The following is a 16,085-nucleotide window of genomic DNA, read 5'->3' as shown; positions in this document are numbered from 1 at the left end:
ATCCGTCATCAGTAGGCCCCGTCCCGGGCCAGGACGGCCTTGAGTGTCCGGGCGATAATCACCAGATCACCTGCCATGGACCAGTTGTCGACATAGGACAGGTCCAGCCGCACCGAGTCCTCCCAAGACAGATCCGAGCGCCCGCTCACCTGCCACAAGCCGGTGATACCCGGTTTCACCAGCAGTCGCCGCTTGACTTCGCCGGCGTAGTTCTCGACCTCTCGGCGCAGCGGCGGCCGCGGGCCGACCACGCTCATATCCCGCTTGAGCACGTTGATGAACTGGGGCAACTCGTCAATGCTGAATCGGCGCAGCAACTTTCCGATCGGGGTGACGCGGGGGTCGTCGCGGATCTTGAACAGCATGCCGCCCGCGCCTTCGTTGAGCGGCAGTAAGCGCGCGAGTTGCTGGTCGGCGCCGTCGACCATGGTCCGCAGCTTGAGCATGGTGAACGGCTCGCCGTCCTGGCCGATACGTTCGGCGCGATAGTAGACCGGCCCCTTGCTGGTCAACTTGATCCAGATGGCGGCGGTGATGAGCAGCGGGGCAGTGGCGATAAGCGCCGCCAGCGCGAAGCAGAAGTCGAACGCACGTTTCTGAAAGCGTTGTGTGCCTTCGTATTGCGGCTTCTCGACATGCAATAGTGGGAAGCCGGCAATCGGTCGCAAGGTCAACCGTGCTCCGGCGACGTCCATCACGCCCGGCGCGACCACCAGGTCGATGTCCATCGTTTCCAGCTGCCACATCAGGTTCCGGATGCCCTGCACGCCGAAGTGTTCGGTGCGCGTCACCGCCACCGTGTCCGCGCAACAATCCCCAATCGCGGCCAGCGCGCTGGTCTCGTCACCCAGGATCGGTATTTCGCGGCCCTGAACCACCAGCACATCCCCGCGGGGCGGGCCGTATCCGGGGATGCACACCCCGACCACCACATAGCCGTCCTTCGGGCTGCGGATCAGCTCATATGCCAGTTGTGATACGCCGGCCCGGTCGCCGATCGCCAATACCAGTGTCTGGTAACGGCCCTTGGCCCGCTGGCGCCAGACGTACTTGCGCCACGCATTGCGGCTGGCCAACAAACCCAGCGTGCCGACGGGCAAGGCGACGGCCAGGTAGCCGCGAGCGAGGTCGATCTTGGCCAGCAGCGTGACCATCGCGATGATCCCGAACGTCCAGAAGGATGCGCTGGCCAGCCGCCGGTATTCGTCGATCCCCGCCCCGATGATCCGCGCCGACCTGGTGTGGAATACGGCGATTGACGAAAGCCACAGCGCGGCAAACAAACAGGAGAACAGCGTCATCACCGGGGCGGGATAGCCCGAGGTGTTCAGTTCGCGTCCGAACCGGGCATATTGGGCGAGCACGACTGCGGCGCAGACGATTAACGAGTCGGTGATGCGCAATCGGCGGGCATACTGCTGCTGCCACCGCGATACCACTTTGGAGCGCGGCAGCTGCACCGGCTGTGCATTGGCCGGCGATCCACCGTCTCGGGCTCCTAGCGTCGTGGTCATGCTGAGTGCCTTCCGGTTACGCGGATGCTGCTTCGGATGCGGCAGCAGGCAGCACGGCGTGCTCATGGGCGGGCGGGCCGGCGTAGTAGACGCCCGGGTAACAGATGAGTTGGGCTCGGGTGGCGCGCAACAATGCGAACGGCCCCTGCAGGAGATATCGGCGAGCCAGCCGTCGTGGTTCGCGACTGAGCCGGTAGCACCACTCCAAGCCGAACCGCTGCATCCACTGCGGAGCCCGGCGCGTCGTGCCGGCCAGGAAGTCCACCGCGCCGCCGCACGGCAGAAATATCCGCGCTCCCGTCGCATGGCCATACCGGTCGACCCACTGCTCCTGGCGGGGCTTGCCGAGGCTGACCACCAGGATGTCGGTCTCGGCATCGCGGATGGCCGCCGCCAAAGTGCCTGAGTCTGCTTCGATATCGGCTGCGTCGGGTGCCCACATGCCCGAGACCTGCAGCCCGGGGTAGCGGTCGTGCACGTGCTGCGCCAGTTGGTAATGGGTCGCTGTGCTGCCGCCGAAGAACCCGACCCGCTGGCCGGCATCTGCGGCCAACGCCAACACGGCCGGCAGGAGGTCCGCGCCGGTGACACGGGGCCACGGCCTGGCGGTCAGTAACCGGCCCCGCCACGCTATCGGCATGCCGTCTGCCAGCAACAGCCATTCCAGGCGGCCCGCGGGCACGGCGCCGGCACTGCGAAAGTGGTGCAGGTGGTCCAGGTTCACCGATCCCACCGCCAAACCGGGACCAGGGGATTGCAGACGCGCAGCGATGATCGACAGCACCTCGCCTGCGTCGCAGCGCTCGACGACGCTGCCGCTGACGACCATGCGGATCGGGACCCGGTGCAAAGTATCGTGGCCCATCGGCCTATCCCCGTTTCCTTGCCCGCATCTGGGGCGGCGACGTACAGGTCGTCATGACGCCGCACTTTCGGTCGGCGCGATCTCTGGCGCCTCGCCCGATGCCGGCCAGCTGGCGTCCTTCTCGGACATCACGGTGACCGGAAGCGGCCACTTGATGCCGAAAGCCCGGTCGTCCCAACGGAATCCCTCTTCGGCAGCGGGCTCGTAGGGGCCGCTGACCTGATAGACGACTTCGGTGTCGTCGGTCAAAGTTTGGAAACCGTGCGCCACATACGGCGGCAAGAACAGCGCCCGGCGGTTTTCCGCGCTCAGTTCCACCATCACGTGCCTGCCATACGTCTGCGACTCCGGGCGAACGTCGAGTGCGACATCCATGATGGCCCCCCGGGTGCATCGCACCAGCTTGGCTTCGGCGTACGGCGGTACCTGGCGGTGCAGGCCGCGCACCGTGCCACGGGTGTTGTTGAAGCAGATATTGGTTTGGCAGACATCGGAAATCAGCCCATAGCGCGCGAACTCGTCGGCGCAGAACGATCTCGAGAAGAAGCCGCGGTGGTCGCGGTGCGGCTCTATGTCGATGATCGTCACCCCCGCTACGCTCGTGGGCGTGTACTTCACGAGGCCTCCTTCCAAAACAGCCGTTCGTCGACCTGCCCGGTCTTGAGCAGGTACTCGATTTGCTTGAGCCGGGTGTGTCCGCGGCCGTGGAATGTCTCGGGTTCCATGGCGATGCTTTCGAACACGCGGTGTAGTTGGGCCGCCCCGGCGGCCACGTCCCAGGCGGCACGGAAGTCGCTGAAAACCTCGCGAATCTTGCCGAACGCGACTCGGTAGCTGCGATTGTCGGCATTGGGCGGCCCGAAAGTCAGTTCACAGCCTGGGAACTCGGCGCTGACCGTCTCGGCGATCTCGCGAACGGTGCGGTTGTTCTCGTCGCTGCCGACGTTGACCACCAGTGCGTGCACGTTCTGCCGATCGGCGCGCAGCGCGCAGCGGATCGCCTGTGCGATGTCGAGCGCGTGCACCAGCGGCCGCCACGGAGTGCCGTCACTGGTCATCGCGATGCGATGTTCGGTCCACGCCAGACCGGCCAGATTGTTCAGCACGATGTCGAACCGCATGCGCGGCGACGCGCCGAAAGCCGTTGCGTTGCGCAGAAAAGTCGGCGAAAAGTCATCGTCGGCCATCGCGCTGAGATCGCGCTCCACCAGTGCCTTGCACTTGGCATAGGGCGTCAGCGGATTGACCGGGCTGGACTCGTCGACCGTGCCGTCGGCGATGCCGTAAACACTGCACGACGACATGTACACGAACCTCGTGACGCCGGCTCGCTTGGCGCAGTCGGCCAAATGCACACTGCCCCGGTGATTTACCTGGTAAGTGACGTCACCGATGAGGTCGCCGATCGGGTCGTTGCTCAACTCGGCCATGTGCACGATTGCGTCGAACCCGCGCAGGTCGTCGACGACCACGTCGCGGATGTCTTTGATCAGTGTCGGCGGCTCCAGACCGGGCGTGCCGGCGAGTGAGCCGGGGCATAACCACCCGGTCCGGTAATAGCCGGTGTCCAGACCTACGACGTCATGACCGTCTTCGACAAGCAATGGCGCGAGCAGGCAGCCCAGATATCCGTCTGTGCCGGTAACCAGCACACGCATGCGGTTTCCCTTCGGTCGGTTTCAAGTGGGTTTCGCTGCGGCTGGCTACGTCGGCGATGGGTTGAGGCCCGGTGTCAGCACCGCCTTCTCGACGACGAACGCCTCGGCATAGCGGGTATGGCACTGCACCCCGCGGACTCGCATCAGCGCCAGGAACGCTTCGTCGTCGAACCAGTCACGCTGCAACTGGGACGGATAGCTCTCGGTCAGCAACAGTGCCTTCTGACGCGCCACATCGTCCGGAATCGGCACGTAGACAGAAGGATTCGGCAGGTCGGACTCCCACTTCAGGATTTCGTAGCCCAGCACGAGATGTGAGCGAAACTCGGTCGGGACGAGTTCGGCCAGCAGACGGTGATCCTGGTGGAAGTCGTGACGTTGGGGACCCACCACCAGATTGGGCTCACAGCTGCGGCGGAACTCGCCGAGATGACGCTTGACGTGTCGCCAGTGTTCGGGCAGATGGCCGTCCGGCAGGTCGAGCACGGTCAAATTCACGTTCGCGTTCGCGCCCAACGTCGCGAGAGCGTTCTTTTCCTCGATCTCGCGCTCGGTGCCGGCGCCGGTGAACACGAGCACGTGCACGTCGACTCCGGGATTGTGCCGGGCGATCTGCATCAGGGTGGCGCCGGCGCCGATCATGATGTCGTCGCAGTGCGCGCCAATGGCGGCAACGGAATTGAGGGTTTTTGTGGTGAGTGGGATCATGCCGGGCACTCCTGCGGCGATCGCTCCCACACCATCCACGGCCGGATTCCCGCGTTGTAGTCGGCGTCGAGCTCGGCGCGCTCCTTGAACGTGTCGGCCGGCTTCCAGAAACCGTCGTGCCGGTAACCCAGCAACCGACCGGTCCCTGCCAGCGCCATGCACGCGTCGCCCACGAGGTCGCCGTTCTCCGGTATCAGGTCGATGACTTCCTGCTTGAGCACGAAGTAACCGCCGTTCACCCAGATCGGAAACTTGGTCACCGGCGCAATCTCTTTGATGTCGCCGTCAGCGCTGACATCCACGCAGTGAAACGACGATTGCGGCGGGACGGTCAGCATCGAAGCCGCTGCGCCGCTATCGATCAGCCGCTCGATCATGGTGTCCAGTGGTGCGTCGGTCAGCACGTCGGCGTAGTTGGCCAGGAAGTGCTCGTCGCTGCCCAGGTACTTGCGGACCCGCCGAAGCCGTTCGCCTATCGGCGATTCCAGACCGGTGTCGACGAAAGTGATGGTCCAGTCCGACATGTCGGAGTCGAGCAGCTCGATCCTGCCTGCGCGCATGACGAAGTCGTTGGACTCCATCTCACGGTAATTCAGGAAGAAGTCCTTGATCAGGGTCTGGCCGTAGCCCAGACACAGGATGAACTCCTTGTGCCCGTAATGCGCGTAGTAGCGCATCACGTGCCACAACAACGGCCGGGGTCCGACCATCTGCAGCGGTTTGGGGACCAGATCGCCATCAGTGCTACGCATGCGCATGCCGTAGCCGCCGCAAAAAAGCACGACCTTCATGACACCCATCCCTCTACTCGACTACCTGTTGCGTCTACATACCCGAGATGCCGATATCGTGGCCGCCACATACTTGAGGTATGAATGGCGGCCCGCCAGTGGGTTAGCGAATGTTGGGTTAGCATGGCCTGGCTTCCTAGACGACGGCCGAGCCGTAACCGCCCGACGGCGGTTGGGCCATCACGGTCGGTACCTGTCCATAGCGCGGGCCTGCCGCCGGGGCCGCCCCCCGCGCCGACCCCGGCAACCCGCCCAGCAGCGCCGGCGGGGCCTGGGAGAGCGGGCCCATGCCACCGTTCTGCAAGGCAACTCCGGCGCTGGTCAGATGCGCCGTCGGGATGACACTGGTCCAGGCCGGCGGCACCGACAGCGAGCCCAGGGCGGCCGCCTGACCCATGCTGCCCAACACGCTCCCGCCCAGTGCTGCTTCGGCAGCACCTGCGGCTTCGGCCGCACCCGCCGCCGCTTCCGCCGCGGCCCCGCCCACTTCCGTCGCCGCGGTGGTCGCCATGCTTTGCATGGTCTGGGCCATGCCCAGGACGCTGGACAGGCCGAACAGTGGGGCGAGGCCGAGCATCGACAAGTTCGTCGCCATGCCGAGCGAGGCCGACGGATCAGACAGGCCGCCGGTCAGTCCGCTGAGCAGCCCGGTGGAGCCGGTGGTCCCCGCCGGCGTCGAAAGTCCTTGCAGCGCGGTCGGAATCGAGCTCACCACCTGCGCCAGCGTGGCCTGCGTCGCCCCTGATTCGCCTGCGGCGTTCGCGACCGAGGTGCTCTGCGCGGTCAACCCGGCGGGGTTGTCGACCTGTGGTGGTGACGTGAACGGAGTGACGTCGGAGACCTCGACCGAATTGGCGGCGTACTGATACATCGCCGCCGCGTCCCGGGCCCACATCTCGATATATTCGGCCTCGGTAGCCGCGATGGCGGCCGAATTCTGGCCCAGGAAGTTGGTTGCGACCAGCGTCGCCAATTGCGCCCGGTTGGCGTAGACGGCCGACGGTGGCACCGTCATCGCGAAGGCGGCTTCGTAGATATCCACGGCCAGCCTGGCATGGCTGGCCGCCTCGGCCGCACGCGCGGCAGTTCCGCTTGTCCACGCCACATACTGTCCGACGGCCGACGCCATGGACAGCGACGACGGGCCCAGCCAGCGCCCGCTGGTCAGTCCGGCGATCACCGAGCGGTACGCCGCCGCGGCCGAGGTGAGTTCGGCAGCCAACTCGTCCCAGGTCACCGCCGCAGTCATCAGCGAGGCGGGCCCGGGACCGGCATACATCAGCGTCGAATTGACTTCCGGTGGTAACCCGCCGAAATCCAGCATTGGGTAGCGTCCGTTCGGGTCAGCGAGCCGCGGCCGCGTTGGCGGCCTCGGTGGCGTCGTAGGAACCGGAGCTAATGGCCAAGGTGTCGACGAACTGCTGGTGAACCGTCGCGGCCTGGGCGCTCACCGCCTGGTACATCTGGGCGTGCGCGGCGAATTGCACTGCTATCAGCGCCGAAACCCGATCGGCAGCCGGGGGAACGACTCCGGTCAGTGGACCCGCCGCGGCCTCGTTTCCGGAGTTGACGGATGAGCCGACGCCTTGCAAGGCGCCGGCCGATGCCGCGAGTGCTTCCGGTTGTGTGGTCAAGAACGACATGCGCTTCCCCTAACCCTGGCCCTAGCCACCTCGTCAACAAACTGGCAGCAATATGATCGGGGACTATACATACTTCAAGCATGGTATGCACCTGACACACGTACTATAAGTATCTCCACCGGCAGTTGGGATAACAGCGTCGCAACTCCGCCGGTCCGCGGCGGGCTGCTAACCTCGAAAAAGCCACCCCAGACACGTCGGACGTGCGCTTTCTTGACCAGGTGCGCCTCTTGCTCGAGGAGGGCAACGTGAATGCGAAGGCCGGGCTGCCGCGGCCGGCTCGCCCACCCCGTTCGGCGCGCTTGCGGCGGACCGTGACCAAAATCACCGGCGGCTCGTTGCCGCATCGCCCATGACGAACTCGACTGACGGACGCGCCGACACCACGCGGCGGCAGATTCTGCGGGCCGCCGCACACCAGTTCGCTCGGCGGGCCTACCACGACGTCGGCCTCGATGACATCCTTGCCGATGCGGAACTGACCAAAGGCGCAATGTATTTTCATTTCCGGTCCAAGCACGCGCTGGCGGTGGCGATCATCGAGCGGCAGGCCGTCGACGGTGCCGACACGCTGAATGGTGTTCTGGCACGCAGGCTTTCGGGTCTGGAAACCCTCATCGATGCCTCCTACCTGATAGTCATCCATGACATCACGTCCGATGCGGTCCGAGCGGCGATAAACCTGCTCGAGTCGGTGGGCCGGTCGGAAGGGTTGCAGCAGCGGCTGTTCGAGGATTGGATCAACGGGTTCGCTACCGCAGCCGAGCGTGCTATCGCCGAGGGTGACGTCGACAAACGCTGTGATCCGGTGGATTTGGCTCGGCTCATCGTCTCGCTGCATCTGGGTCTACGCCAGACGAGCAACCTGGACGAGCCGGAACGCTTTCTGACCCACTTCGAGAAGAGTTGGGTCATGGTGCTCGACGGCATCCTGCAACCGGACCGGACCGATTACTTCAGCCAATTCGTCAGGCGTCGAACAGCGCTCGCCATCAACACCAGCTTGGCCGGCGCCGATTCCGCTGACCAGACCGGTGATTCGCCGGAGGCGAGCGTGTAACGTCTTCAGTCGTTAGGTCCCTGGCCGGGGAATATGGGCTCCGACATCCGGAATCTACGCGATGCGACACCAAACTCCGGAGGTGCAGGAGCGATGGCCCGCCAGGTTCGGTCTGAAGTTACCCGGCGACGGATACTCGATGCCGCGATCGAAGTGTTCGGCGAGGTCGGCTACGCCGCTGCCGCGTGGGGCACGATCATCGAGCGGACCGGGATGACGAAGGGCGCCTTGTATCACCACTTCGATTCCAAGGAATCGCTGGCGTCGGCGATCATCGAAGAAGGCTCGAACACGATATCGGCAGCGTTCCGCAATGTTTGTGGGTCGTCGTCGCCGGCGGTGGAGAACATGATCCACGGCACGTTCACCATCGCCGAGGTGCTCACCTCCGACAAAATGGCCCGGGCGGCCGAGCGACTGGCCTCCGCTTTGGGCGGATTCAACGAAGCCGCCGGGCGCTTTGGCGCCGGCCTGGTCGAGTTGATGAACGAGCAGGCCCGGCGGGCGGCCGCCGAGGGGGACCTCAGACCAGACGTCGAGCCGACGACGGTCAGCGAATCGATCATCGGCGCCGTGCTGGGAATGCGGTTGCTGCACAACGCGGTTCCGGACGACTCCCGGGGAGGCGACGGCTTCGCCGGCGACTTCGCTGAACGGATCGGTCAACTGTGGGCAATTCTGCTCGCCGGCATCGCCACCGAGGCAGCAGCTCCGTATTTCCGGGAATTCCTGGCGCGTGAATCGTTGCGCCATGGGCGGGAGTAGCCGGCAGCCTCGGCGGCGTGGTCAGTGCCCGTCTTCCCACAACTGCTCGGTCAAATCCTGGAACGTCGCGAGGGCGAACCGATCGTCTGCGCGCATGGCTGCGGACTTGCTCATCAACGCCCGCACCACCGAGCCGTCCTTGTGTGCCAGTTCGACCACCATGTTCGCCAGCGCGTGAACGACGGAAAGCAAGGATTCCGACACCGGCGCCTGATGGAAAATCTCGTGGAACCGCAGTGACAAGACCTCTTCCGGCTCGCGGCCGACCATCTCCGCGAAGGCGGTGTTGGCGAACATAATGCTGCCGTCGCTGCCGATGGCCAGCACCGGAACCGGAATTCGCTCCAGAATCACCAGCGCCGGCAACTGCTCCAACGTGGTCATTGGAGATTCGGATTGTTGCCGGCTGCGTCGTCGTTCCACGAGGCCGATTATTACCCATTGCGTCAAACGCTACCGACGGTTTCTCCACGGAATTCTGAACTCTGCTGCACTGCAATACTTTTACCGCCAGCGTTCGGCCCACCCAGTCCGCTCGGAACGCCCGCCGTGCCCTACGCGGCCCCGACGCCGGGATCGCCGGTCCCTCCGCGGCATTGGCGCCCGCTGGCCACCGCCTATTCGTCGACCCGCTCCGGGCCCGCTGCCTGGTCCATCGGGGGTGGCGCACATGATACTCAAATCTTGACAACTCGCGGATTTACAGCGATATGGTATGTATAAGCAGTGTATCAGCGCATAGTCGGTATGGTCCTGTTGCGGGAATGTACCGCCGTATCTGCCGGCCGCCCCGCACAGGAGGAGCATGTGTGGTACCTGACGACGGCCAAGACGCGGCACTCGGGGCCATGCAGGGCGAGCGATGGGTGAGCCTCCCGTGACCGAGACATGCTCCGTCGGCGGACGGCCCGGATCGTCGACGCTGCCGCTGTCGGTCTCCCAGGCTCGAGTGTGGTATCTCAGCCGGCTCGCGCCGAACCCACCCGCGTACAACGAGCTGGTCACCATCCGCAAGCAGGGCGCCCTCGACGTAGCAGCGCTCCGCCGCGCGCTCACCGATGTGGTCGCAAGACATGAAGTGTGGCGCACGACTTTTCGAACGATCGCCGGTGTGCCGCACCAATTCGTCCGGAAGCCGACGAAAGTCTCGCTGCCCCTCGTTGATTTGACGCACCTGAGTCGCGAAGACGCCGTGCACCGAGCCACCGAGATCGCCGCGGCCGACACGTCGCGTCCCTATGACTTGGCCGAGGGACCGTTGATTCGGCCGCGGCTGATCCGCATCGCCGAGGATGACTACCGGCTGCAGCTGGGCGTCCACCATCTGGTGTTCGACGAGACGACGCTGCAACGAGTGCTTTTCCCCGAGCTGACGGCCCTGTACCGCAGCTACGCCAGCGGCAAGCCGCTGGCGCTGCCCGAGCCGCAGGCGCAGTACGCCGACTACACCAAATGGGAGCTCGATTGGGTTCGGGGTCAGCAGGTAGCCGCACGCATTGCCAAGTGGCGCAGCAGGCTTGCCGGCTGCACACCAAGCGATCTGCCGCATGATCACCCCCGGCCGCCAGCTCCGTCTTTCGCCGGCGGGACGATTCCGCTTGCGATACAACACAGCACCGTGCAAGGGCTGCGGCGGGCGGCTCAGGCGACCGGCGCGACCGTTTTTCACGCGCTGGCGGCCGCATATGCATGGTGGCTACATCTGTACACCGACTCGTTCGACGTCGTCTTTGGCAGCGCACATGATCTGCGCGACTGCGACGACATGCCGTCGGTGGCCGGCAACTGCGTGACACCGGTGGTTTTGAGATGTGGCGTTTCGGGCGAAGAGAGCTTCACCGCGTTGGTAGGCCGGATCCGCCGGGTGATCACCGATGCGCTCAACGATGCGGTGCCATTCGACACGCTGGTGGCTGAGCTCGGCCTCGGGCGAGACCCGTGCGCTAGCCCGCTGTTTCAAACCATGTTGCTTTTTCAGCCGCTGATATCGCCTGCTGACGGGTGGTCGGTCCATGCGATGGACGCCGTCGTTCGGCATGCCGTGGGATCGGCGAAGTTCGACATGAGCATTGAGCTGGATGAGCGGTCCGACGGAAGCATTGGCGGTGGGCTCGTCTTCAATGCGGATTTGTTCGACCCTGACACGGCACGCGAGATGGCATCTCACTGGCTCCGTCTGCTCGATGCCGTCGCGGTGGAGCCGCAAGTGCCGCTGGCCCAACACGACCTGGTTACCCCAGATGAGCGCCGACGTCAGCTGGGTTGGAATCGGAGCACCGACGACGGCATCTTTTCGCAGTGCGTGCATGAGGTCATCGGCGCGCAGGTGGAACGTACGCCCGATGCGATAGCGGTGCAGGTCGGCGAAGCCGCCTTGACCTATCGGCAGCTGGACGACCGCGCGGCGGTCATCGCATCGTCGTTGATGCGGGCGGGCGCCGGGCCCGGCACCGTGGTGGCGCTGGTGTTGGACCGCACGCCCGATGTGGTGGCGGCCATTCTGGCAGTCCTCAAATCCGGCGCGGCCTTTCTGCCGCTGGATCCCCAGCAACCAGCGGCACGGAACATGTTCTGCCTCAACGATATTGGGCCCAGCATCATTCTGACCGATGGTGAGCTGCCGACGGGCAGGGACGCCCTCACCGCGACCGTCATCGACTTGGCGGACGTAGCGGCCTACCAGCCGGACCCGGATGCCTCGTCGACGATGGTGTCGTCAGCCGATCTCGCCTACGTGATCTGCACGTCGGGATCTACCGGTCGCCCCAAGCCGGTCCTGATCGAGCATCGCGGCGTCAGCAACCTGACCCGAGAGTTGTGTCGGGAGTTCGGCATAACTGCTTGCGACACGGTGCTGTCGGTGTCGTCCATCAGTTTCGACATGGCGCTTTTCGACATCTTCTGTGCGCTGGTGTGTGGGGCGCGCGTGGTGCTGGCCACCGCACCGCAAGCGGTCAACCCGGCTGCGCTGAGCCGGTTGATGGCGCACAGCGGCGCGACTTTCATGTTCGCCACCCCAACCACCTGGGGGGCTCTCGTCGCCGCGGGCTGGCCGGGCGATCGGCGGCTCAGAGCCGCGGCCGGCGGTGAAACGCTCAGCACCGGACTGGCCGAGGCCCTGCTGCAACGGTGCGCAGGGGTCTGGAACGGCTACGGCCCCACCGAGGCCACGGCCGGCACCAGCGTCGCAAGGCTGGCCGCGGGCGACATCATCACGGTGGGCAGACCGCTGGCGAACGTGCGGGTGTATGTCACCAATGCGCGCAGCCAGCTGCAACCGGTCGGTGTTCCCGGCGAGATCGTCGTCGGCGGCGTCGGGGTCGGTCGTGGCTACCTGAATCGTCCCGACGAGAATGAACGCCGATTCGGCGACGATCCCTTCAACAGCGGGCGGATTTACCGGACGGGCGATCGCGGCAGGTTCCTACCCGACGGCCGGTTACAACACCTGGGCCGCTACGACGACCAGCTCAAGATCCGCGGCTTTCGCATAGAGCCGGGCGAGATCGAGTCAACCCTGTGCGAGCACCCAGACGTGGCAGGGTGCGCCGTGGTCGGTCGCGAGGCACCCAACGGCGAAAAGCGATTGATCGCGTACATCGTTGGCGAGCGCGGGCGCCCGAGCGACGCCGAGGCGCGTGATTGGCTGCGCCGCCGGTTGCCCGAATACATGGTTCCCAGCACATTCGTGTATCTCAGCGCGTTGCCGACAACCACCAGTGGCAAGCTGGACTACGCCGCTCTGCCCGCACCGCCATCGCGGCCGGGAACCGGCCGAGTCGGCGCCCGGCCTCCGCGGACCGACACCGAACGGCGCCTCGCCGCGCTGTGGGCTGACCTGCTGGACATGCCCGTCACCGACGTCCACTCGGATTTCTATGATTTGGGCGGTCATTCCGTGCTGGCCGCCCGCTTGATGTCTGACGTTGCGCGCGAATTCGGCGTCGAGCTGTCGGTAGCAGCGTTCGTCGATGGCGGTCGGACCGTTGCCAGACTGGCGAGCTTACTCGACGCCGAAAGCCCCGCCGCAGACGACGTAACACCCAGCCCTCCACTGCATTTCATCTTTTCCGATCTCGCTTCGGCGATGAGCGTGCGACACTTCACCGCGCAGTGGGGTGTCGCGCAGCCGGTACACGTGCTGATCCCCGAACAGCCAGGTGGTCGGTTCGACCGATCGGTCACCGTCGAAGACCATGCCAGACAAGCGTTTTCGGTAATACGCGACCGGCAGCCCGCCGGTCCGCTTGTGCTGGCCGGCTATTCGCTCGGCGGCCTCCTGGCCTACGAGGTGGCCCGGCAGGCCAGCCATGCGGGCCGGCACATCGACTGGTTGGGCATTGTGGACATCGAGGCACCATCGACGACGCCGCCGATATCGCGATCGCGGCTGGGCCGGTTATGCGAAAGGCTCGCGGGCGAGCGATGGGCCGAACATGCCGAGGTGGCGGTTCGAGCGCTGAAGGGCGGTTCGCTGCGGGCACAGCGCGACTTCGACTGCCGCGGCGCTGCATATATGGCAGGCCGCTATCGGCAGCCCGGACATCAGGTGCCGATGCACCTGTTCATGAGCGAGGCCTCCGCAGCATCCGCAGCGGAAGAGTTGTTGGGCTGGAGCGCATTTCACGAGGGACCCCTGGCTGCGGATCGTCTTGCCGGTGACCATGCCGGGCTGCTTCAGCAGCCTCAAGCGGGAGTGCTCGCAACGATCATGCTCGAGTCGCTTGTCAAAGCGAGGGAATCGACATCCGGACAGCCTGCGACGGCAACGCGGCAACGCGCGGGCGCCAGCGCCCCGGATCTTGTTGACGCGGCTGAGATGGTGAGCACCTATGCAGCGAAATAGGTTGCGGTTCAGGACGTTTCGGCCCACCCTGAGAAGGGATATCGGCGAGCCTTCGGTGCTGCTGTCCACGCTGGCCGATGCTGTCCCGCCGGCAGCGTCGGAGGAGGAGTTCGAAACCGTCAGGCATTGGGCGAAGAACTGGTTGAGCAAGTCTCACCCGAACCTCGGGCGCACGGGTGCGGTCTGCCCGTTCACCGGCACCTCGATCAAGAAGAACCTGTTCTGGATGGCATTCGTCCGCGGGAACAACCTGGACCACGACAGGATGGTCGGCCTGCTCGAGGAAATCGCAGCGACCCTGCCCACACTTCCGCCCGTCGAGCGCCCGGAGTCCATCTACAAAGCCGTCGTCGTTGTCTTTCCCGAGGTGACGGATTTCGGCCAGATCGATGCGGTCCAGGACGAATGCAAGAACGCGTTCGTCAAGCGCGGCCTGATGGTCGGCCAGTTTTACCCTGGCCATCAGGAAAAGGGCTTGCACAACCCGGATTTCAGGCCGTTGGACGCACCGTTCCCGATGCTGGCCGTGCGGCACATGGTGGTCACCGACTATCCATTCCTCCGCGGAGACGAGAACTGGATGGCTGCCTACGTCGAGCGATTCGCGCCGCACACCCCGCTACCCGCTCGCTCGGGCACGTCAGCAGAAATCGAAATTCCCGCTCACTCGACGTCGTCGCCGGGCGGCTGATAGCGCGGGAAAACGCCGGTGGGCGCCGGCAGCGCGGTACCGGGCGCCAGCCGCCGTCCGATCGCGGCGAACGAACGCTGACTTTCACCCTGGCCGAGCAAGTCCAACAGCTTGCCGGCAGACGTCGGCATCACCGGCTGCACGAGCAGCGCCGCGATGCGTACCACCTCGCAGGTGACGTACAGCACCGTGCGGAACCTGACCTGGTCGGCCTCGGCCTCGCTCTTGCGCAGCACCCACGGCTGCTGCGCAGAAAAGTACTTGTTGGCGTCGCCGAGCATCAGCCAGATCGCCTCTAGCGCCAAATGCATTGCCTGCGCGTCGAAATGGGCGCGCACCCGATCCAGCAAGCCATCCGCAATGGCCAGCAGCCCGGTGTCGTCGGCGGTGAAGTCGCCCGGCTCGGGCACCACGCCGCCCAGGTTCTTGGCCACCATCGACAACGACCGCTGGGCCAGGTTGCCCAGCTCGTTGGCCAGGTCGGTGTTGATCCGGGTGATGATGCCCTCGTCGCTGTAACTGCCGTCCTGGCCGAAGGGCACCTCGCGCATCAGGAAGTAGCGCACCTGATCCACCCCGAACCTGTCGACCAGCGCGACCGGGTCAATGATGTTGCCCACGGACTTGCTCATCTTCTCGCCGCTGTTGAGCAGGAACCCGTGCGCGAAAACCCGGCGCGGCAGCTCGATTCCCGCCGACATCAAGAACGCCGGCCAGTAGACGGTGTGAAACCTGATGATGTCCTTGCCGATCATGTGCAAATCGGCCGGCCAGTAGCGGCGGAAGGACTCCGAATCGGTATCGGGAAAGCCGACCCCGGTCAGGTAGTTGGTCAGCGCGTCGATCCAGACGTACATGACGTGATCGGGGTGCCCGGGCACCTGCACCCCCCAATCGAACGAGGTGCGCGAGATGGACAGGTCGTGCAGCCCGCCGGAGACGAAGCTGATCACCTCGTTCCGCCGTACCTCGGGTCCGATGAAGTCCGGGTTGGCCTCGTAGTGGGCCAGCAGCTTGTCGGCATATGCCGACAGCCGGAAGAAGTAGGTCTGCTCCTCGGTCCAGGTCACCGGGGTGCCGGTTTCCACGGCGATCCGGATTCCGTCCACCTCGGCGGTCTCTGATTCGACGAAGAACCGCTCGTCGCGCACCGAGTACCAGCCGGCGTAGCTGTCTAGATAGAAGTCACCGGCCGCTTCTATGCGTCGCCAGATCTCCTTGGCCGCGTCGTGATGGTCGGCATCGGTGGTACGGATAAACCGGTCGAACGAGATGTCCAGCATCTCCTGCAGGCGCTGGTACGCATCGGAATTGCGGCGAGCCAGCTCGGCGGTGGGCAGCCCCTCGGCCGCCGCAGCCTGCGCCATTTTGAGCCCGTGCTCGTCAGTGCCGGTCAAGTAACGCACGTCGAAGCCGTCGAGGCGCTTGAATCTTGCGATGACGTCGCTGGAGATGAACTCGTATGCGTGCCCCAAATGCGGTGCGGCGTTGGGGTACGTGATCGCGTTGGTGATGTAGTAGGGCTTCATCGCGAAGTCCACCTT

Annotated in this window: 14 protein-coding genes; 4 read left to right on the top strand and 10 right to left on the bottom strand. The window is 65.0% G+C overall.

The window, feature by feature from the left end:
* Positions 1–8: 8 nt before the first annotated feature.
* The 8 genes from AC5Y2L_RS25635 to AC5Y2L_RS25600 all read right to left on the bottom strand — a co-directional run bounded on the left by AC5Y2L_RS25635 (position 9) and on the right by AC5Y2L_RS25600 (position 7,179).
* Positions 9–1,514: a sugar transferase gene (locus tag AC5Y2L_RS25635; protein ID WP_499938001.1), complete on the bottom strand. Its 1,506-nt coding sequence runs from the start codon at positions 1,512–1,514 to the stop codon at positions 9–11.
* 16 nt (positions 1,515–1,530) lie between these two features.
* Positions 1,531–2,379 (bottom strand): WecB/TagA/CpsF family glycosyltransferase, encoded by an 849-nt coding sequence (locus AC5Y2L_RS25630; protein WP_499938003.1) that lies wholly within the window; start codon positions 2,377–2,379, stop codon positions 1,531–1,533.
* Between the two features lie 51 nt (positions 2,380–2,430).
* Positions 2,431–2,997 carry a dTDP-4-dehydrorhamnose 3,5-epimerase gene (gene rfbC, locus AC5Y2L_RS25625; protein ID WP_499938005.1) on the bottom strand — a complete coding sequence of 189 codons (567 nt, stop codon included), beginning with the start codon at positions 2,995–2,997 and terminating at the stop codon, positions 2,431–2,433.
* A complete protein-coding gene (locus AC5Y2L_RS25620; protein WP_499938007.1) occupies positions 2,994–4,037 on the bottom strand; it encodes an NAD-dependent epimerase/dehydratase family protein in 1,044 nt (347 codons plus the stop codon). The genes rfbC and AC5Y2L_RS25620 overlap by 4 nt, the downstream gene beginning before the upstream one ends.
* Before the next feature lie 45 nt (positions 4,038–4,082).
* Positions 4,083–4,745 (bottom strand): PIG-L deacetylase family protein, encoded by a 663-nt coding sequence (locus AC5Y2L_RS25615; protein ID WP_499938009.1) that lies wholly within the window; start codon positions 4,743–4,745, stop codon positions 4,083–4,085.
* Complete coding sequence (locus tag AC5Y2L_RS25610; RefSeq protein WP_499938011.1) at positions 4,742–5,536, bottom strand: glycosyltransferase family protein; 795 nt, start codon at positions 5,534–5,536, stop codon at positions 4,742–4,744. Before AC5Y2L_RS25610 ends, AC5Y2L_RS25615 begins: the two co-directional genes overlap by 4 nt.
* A gap of 136 nt (positions 5,537–5,672) precedes the next feature.
* Complete coding sequence (locus tag AC5Y2L_RS25605; protein WP_499938013.1) at positions 5,673–6,860, bottom strand: PPE family protein; 1,188 nt, start codon at positions 6,858–6,860, stop codon at positions 5,673–5,675.
* A 19-nt stretch (positions 6,861–6,879) separates the two neighbouring features.
* A complete protein-coding gene (locus tag AC5Y2L_RS25600) occupies positions 6,880–7,179 on the bottom strand; it encodes a PE family protein (RefSeq protein WP_499938015.1) in 300 nt (99 codons plus the stop codon).
* 352 nt (positions 7,180–7,531) lie between these two features.
* Here AC5Y2L_RS25600 and AC5Y2L_RS25595 point away from each other — a divergent pair, with 352 nt between their 5' ends.
* Both AC5Y2L_RS25595 and AC5Y2L_RS25590 read left to right on the top strand, forming a co-directional pair.
* Complete coding sequence (locus AC5Y2L_RS25595) at positions 7,532–8,239, top strand: TetR family transcriptional regulator (protein WP_499938017.1); 708 nt, start codon at positions 7,532–7,534, stop codon at positions 8,237–8,239.
* 93 nt (positions 8,240–8,332) lie between these two features.
* Complete coding sequence (locus AC5Y2L_RS25590) at positions 8,333–9,004, top strand: TetR family transcriptional regulator (RefSeq protein WP_499945164.1); 672 nt, start codon at positions 8,333–8,335, stop codon at positions 9,002–9,004.
* A gap of 21 nt (positions 9,005–9,025) precedes the next feature.
* On the opposite strand, the gene AC5Y2L_RS25585 is transcribed toward AC5Y2L_RS25590, so the two are convergent.
* Positions 9,026–9,388 (bottom strand): PAS domain S-box protein, encoded by a 363-nt coding sequence (locus AC5Y2L_RS25585; protein WP_499938020.1) that lies wholly within the window; start codon positions 9,386–9,388, stop codon positions 9,026–9,028.
* 493 nt (positions 9,389–9,881) lie between these two features.
* On the opposite strand from AC5Y2L_RS25585, the gene AC5Y2L_RS25580 reads away from it, so the two are divergent.
* Both AC5Y2L_RS25580 and AC5Y2L_RS25575 read left to right on the top strand, forming a co-directional pair.
* Positions 9,882–13,850, top strand: coding sequence for a non-ribosomal peptide synthetase (locus tag AC5Y2L_RS25580; RefSeq protein WP_499938022.1), 3,969 nt, complete (start codon positions 9,882–9,884; stop codon positions 13,848–13,850).
* A complete protein-coding gene (locus tag AC5Y2L_RS25575) occupies positions 13,837–14,541 on the top strand; it encodes a DUF6875 domain-containing protein (RefSeq protein WP_499938024.1) in 705 nt (234 codons plus the stop codon). The genes AC5Y2L_RS25580 and AC5Y2L_RS25575 overlap by 14 nt, the downstream gene beginning before the upstream one ends.
* Here the strand turns inward: AC5Y2L_RS25575 and metG are convergent.
* Positions 14,514–16,070 carry a methionine--tRNA ligase gene (gene metG, locus AC5Y2L_RS25570; RefSeq protein WP_499938026.1) on the bottom strand — a complete coding sequence of 519 codons (1,557 nt, stop codon included), beginning with the start codon at positions 16,068–16,070 and terminating at the stop codon, positions 14,514–14,516. The two genes, AC5Y2L_RS25575 and metG, sit on opposite strands and share 28 nt — an antisense overlap.
* Positions 16,071–16,085: the final 15 nt, after the last annotated feature.

Source organism: Mycobacterium sp. NGS66 (assembly GCF_059812225.1).
Note: the sequence above shows the minus strand (reverse complement) of the source record. Positions and strands in the feature narration are given on the sequence as shown.

Coding starts and splice junctions, on each gene's coding strand:
- AC5Y2L_RS25610 (WP_499938011.1), bottom strand. CDS start 5,536: ATGAAGGTCGTGCTTTTTTGCGGCGGCTACGGCATGCGCATGCGTAGC.
- AC5Y2L_RS25590 (WP_499945164.1), top strand. CDS start 8,333: ATGGCCCGCCAGGTTCGGTCTGAAGTTACCCGGCGACGGATACTCGAT.
- AC5Y2L_RS25575 (WP_499938024.1), top strand. CDS start 13,837: ATGCAGCGAAATAGGTTGCGGTTCAGGACGTTTCGGCCCACCCTGAGA.
- metG (WP_499938026.1), bottom strand. CDS start 16,070: ATGAAGCCCTACTACATCACCAACGCGATCACGTACCCCAACGCCGCA.
- AC5Y2L_RS25600 (WP_499938015.1), bottom strand. CDS start 7,179: ATGTCGTTCTTGACCACACAACCGGAAGCACTCGCGGCATCGGCCGGC.
- AC5Y2L_RS25635 (WP_499938001.1), bottom strand. CDS start 1,514: ATGACCACGACGCTAGGAGCCCGAGACGGTGGATCGCCGGCCAATGCA.
- AC5Y2L_RS25585 (WP_499938020.1), bottom strand. CDS start 9,388: ATGACCACGTTGGAGCAGTTGCCGGCGCTGGTGATTCTGGAGCGAATT.
- AC5Y2L_RS25615 (WP_499938009.1), bottom strand. CDS start 4,745: ATGATCCCACTCACCACAAAAACCCTCAATTCCGTTGCCGCCATTGGC.
- AC5Y2L_RS25620 (WP_499938007.1), bottom strand. CDS start 4,037: ATGCGTGTGCTGGTTACCGGCACAGACGGATATCTGGGCTGCCTGCTC.
- AC5Y2L_RS25595 (WP_499938017.1), top strand. CDS start 7,532: ATGACGAACTCGACTGACGGACGCGCCGACACCACGCGGCGGCAGATT.
- AC5Y2L_RS25605 (WP_499938013.1), bottom strand. CDS start 6,860: ATGCTGGATTTCGGCGGGTTACCACCGGAAGTCAATTCGACGCTGATG.
- AC5Y2L_RS25630 (WP_499938003.1), bottom strand. CDS start 2,379: ATGGGCCACGATACTTTGCACCGGGTCCCGATCCGCATGGTCGTCAGC.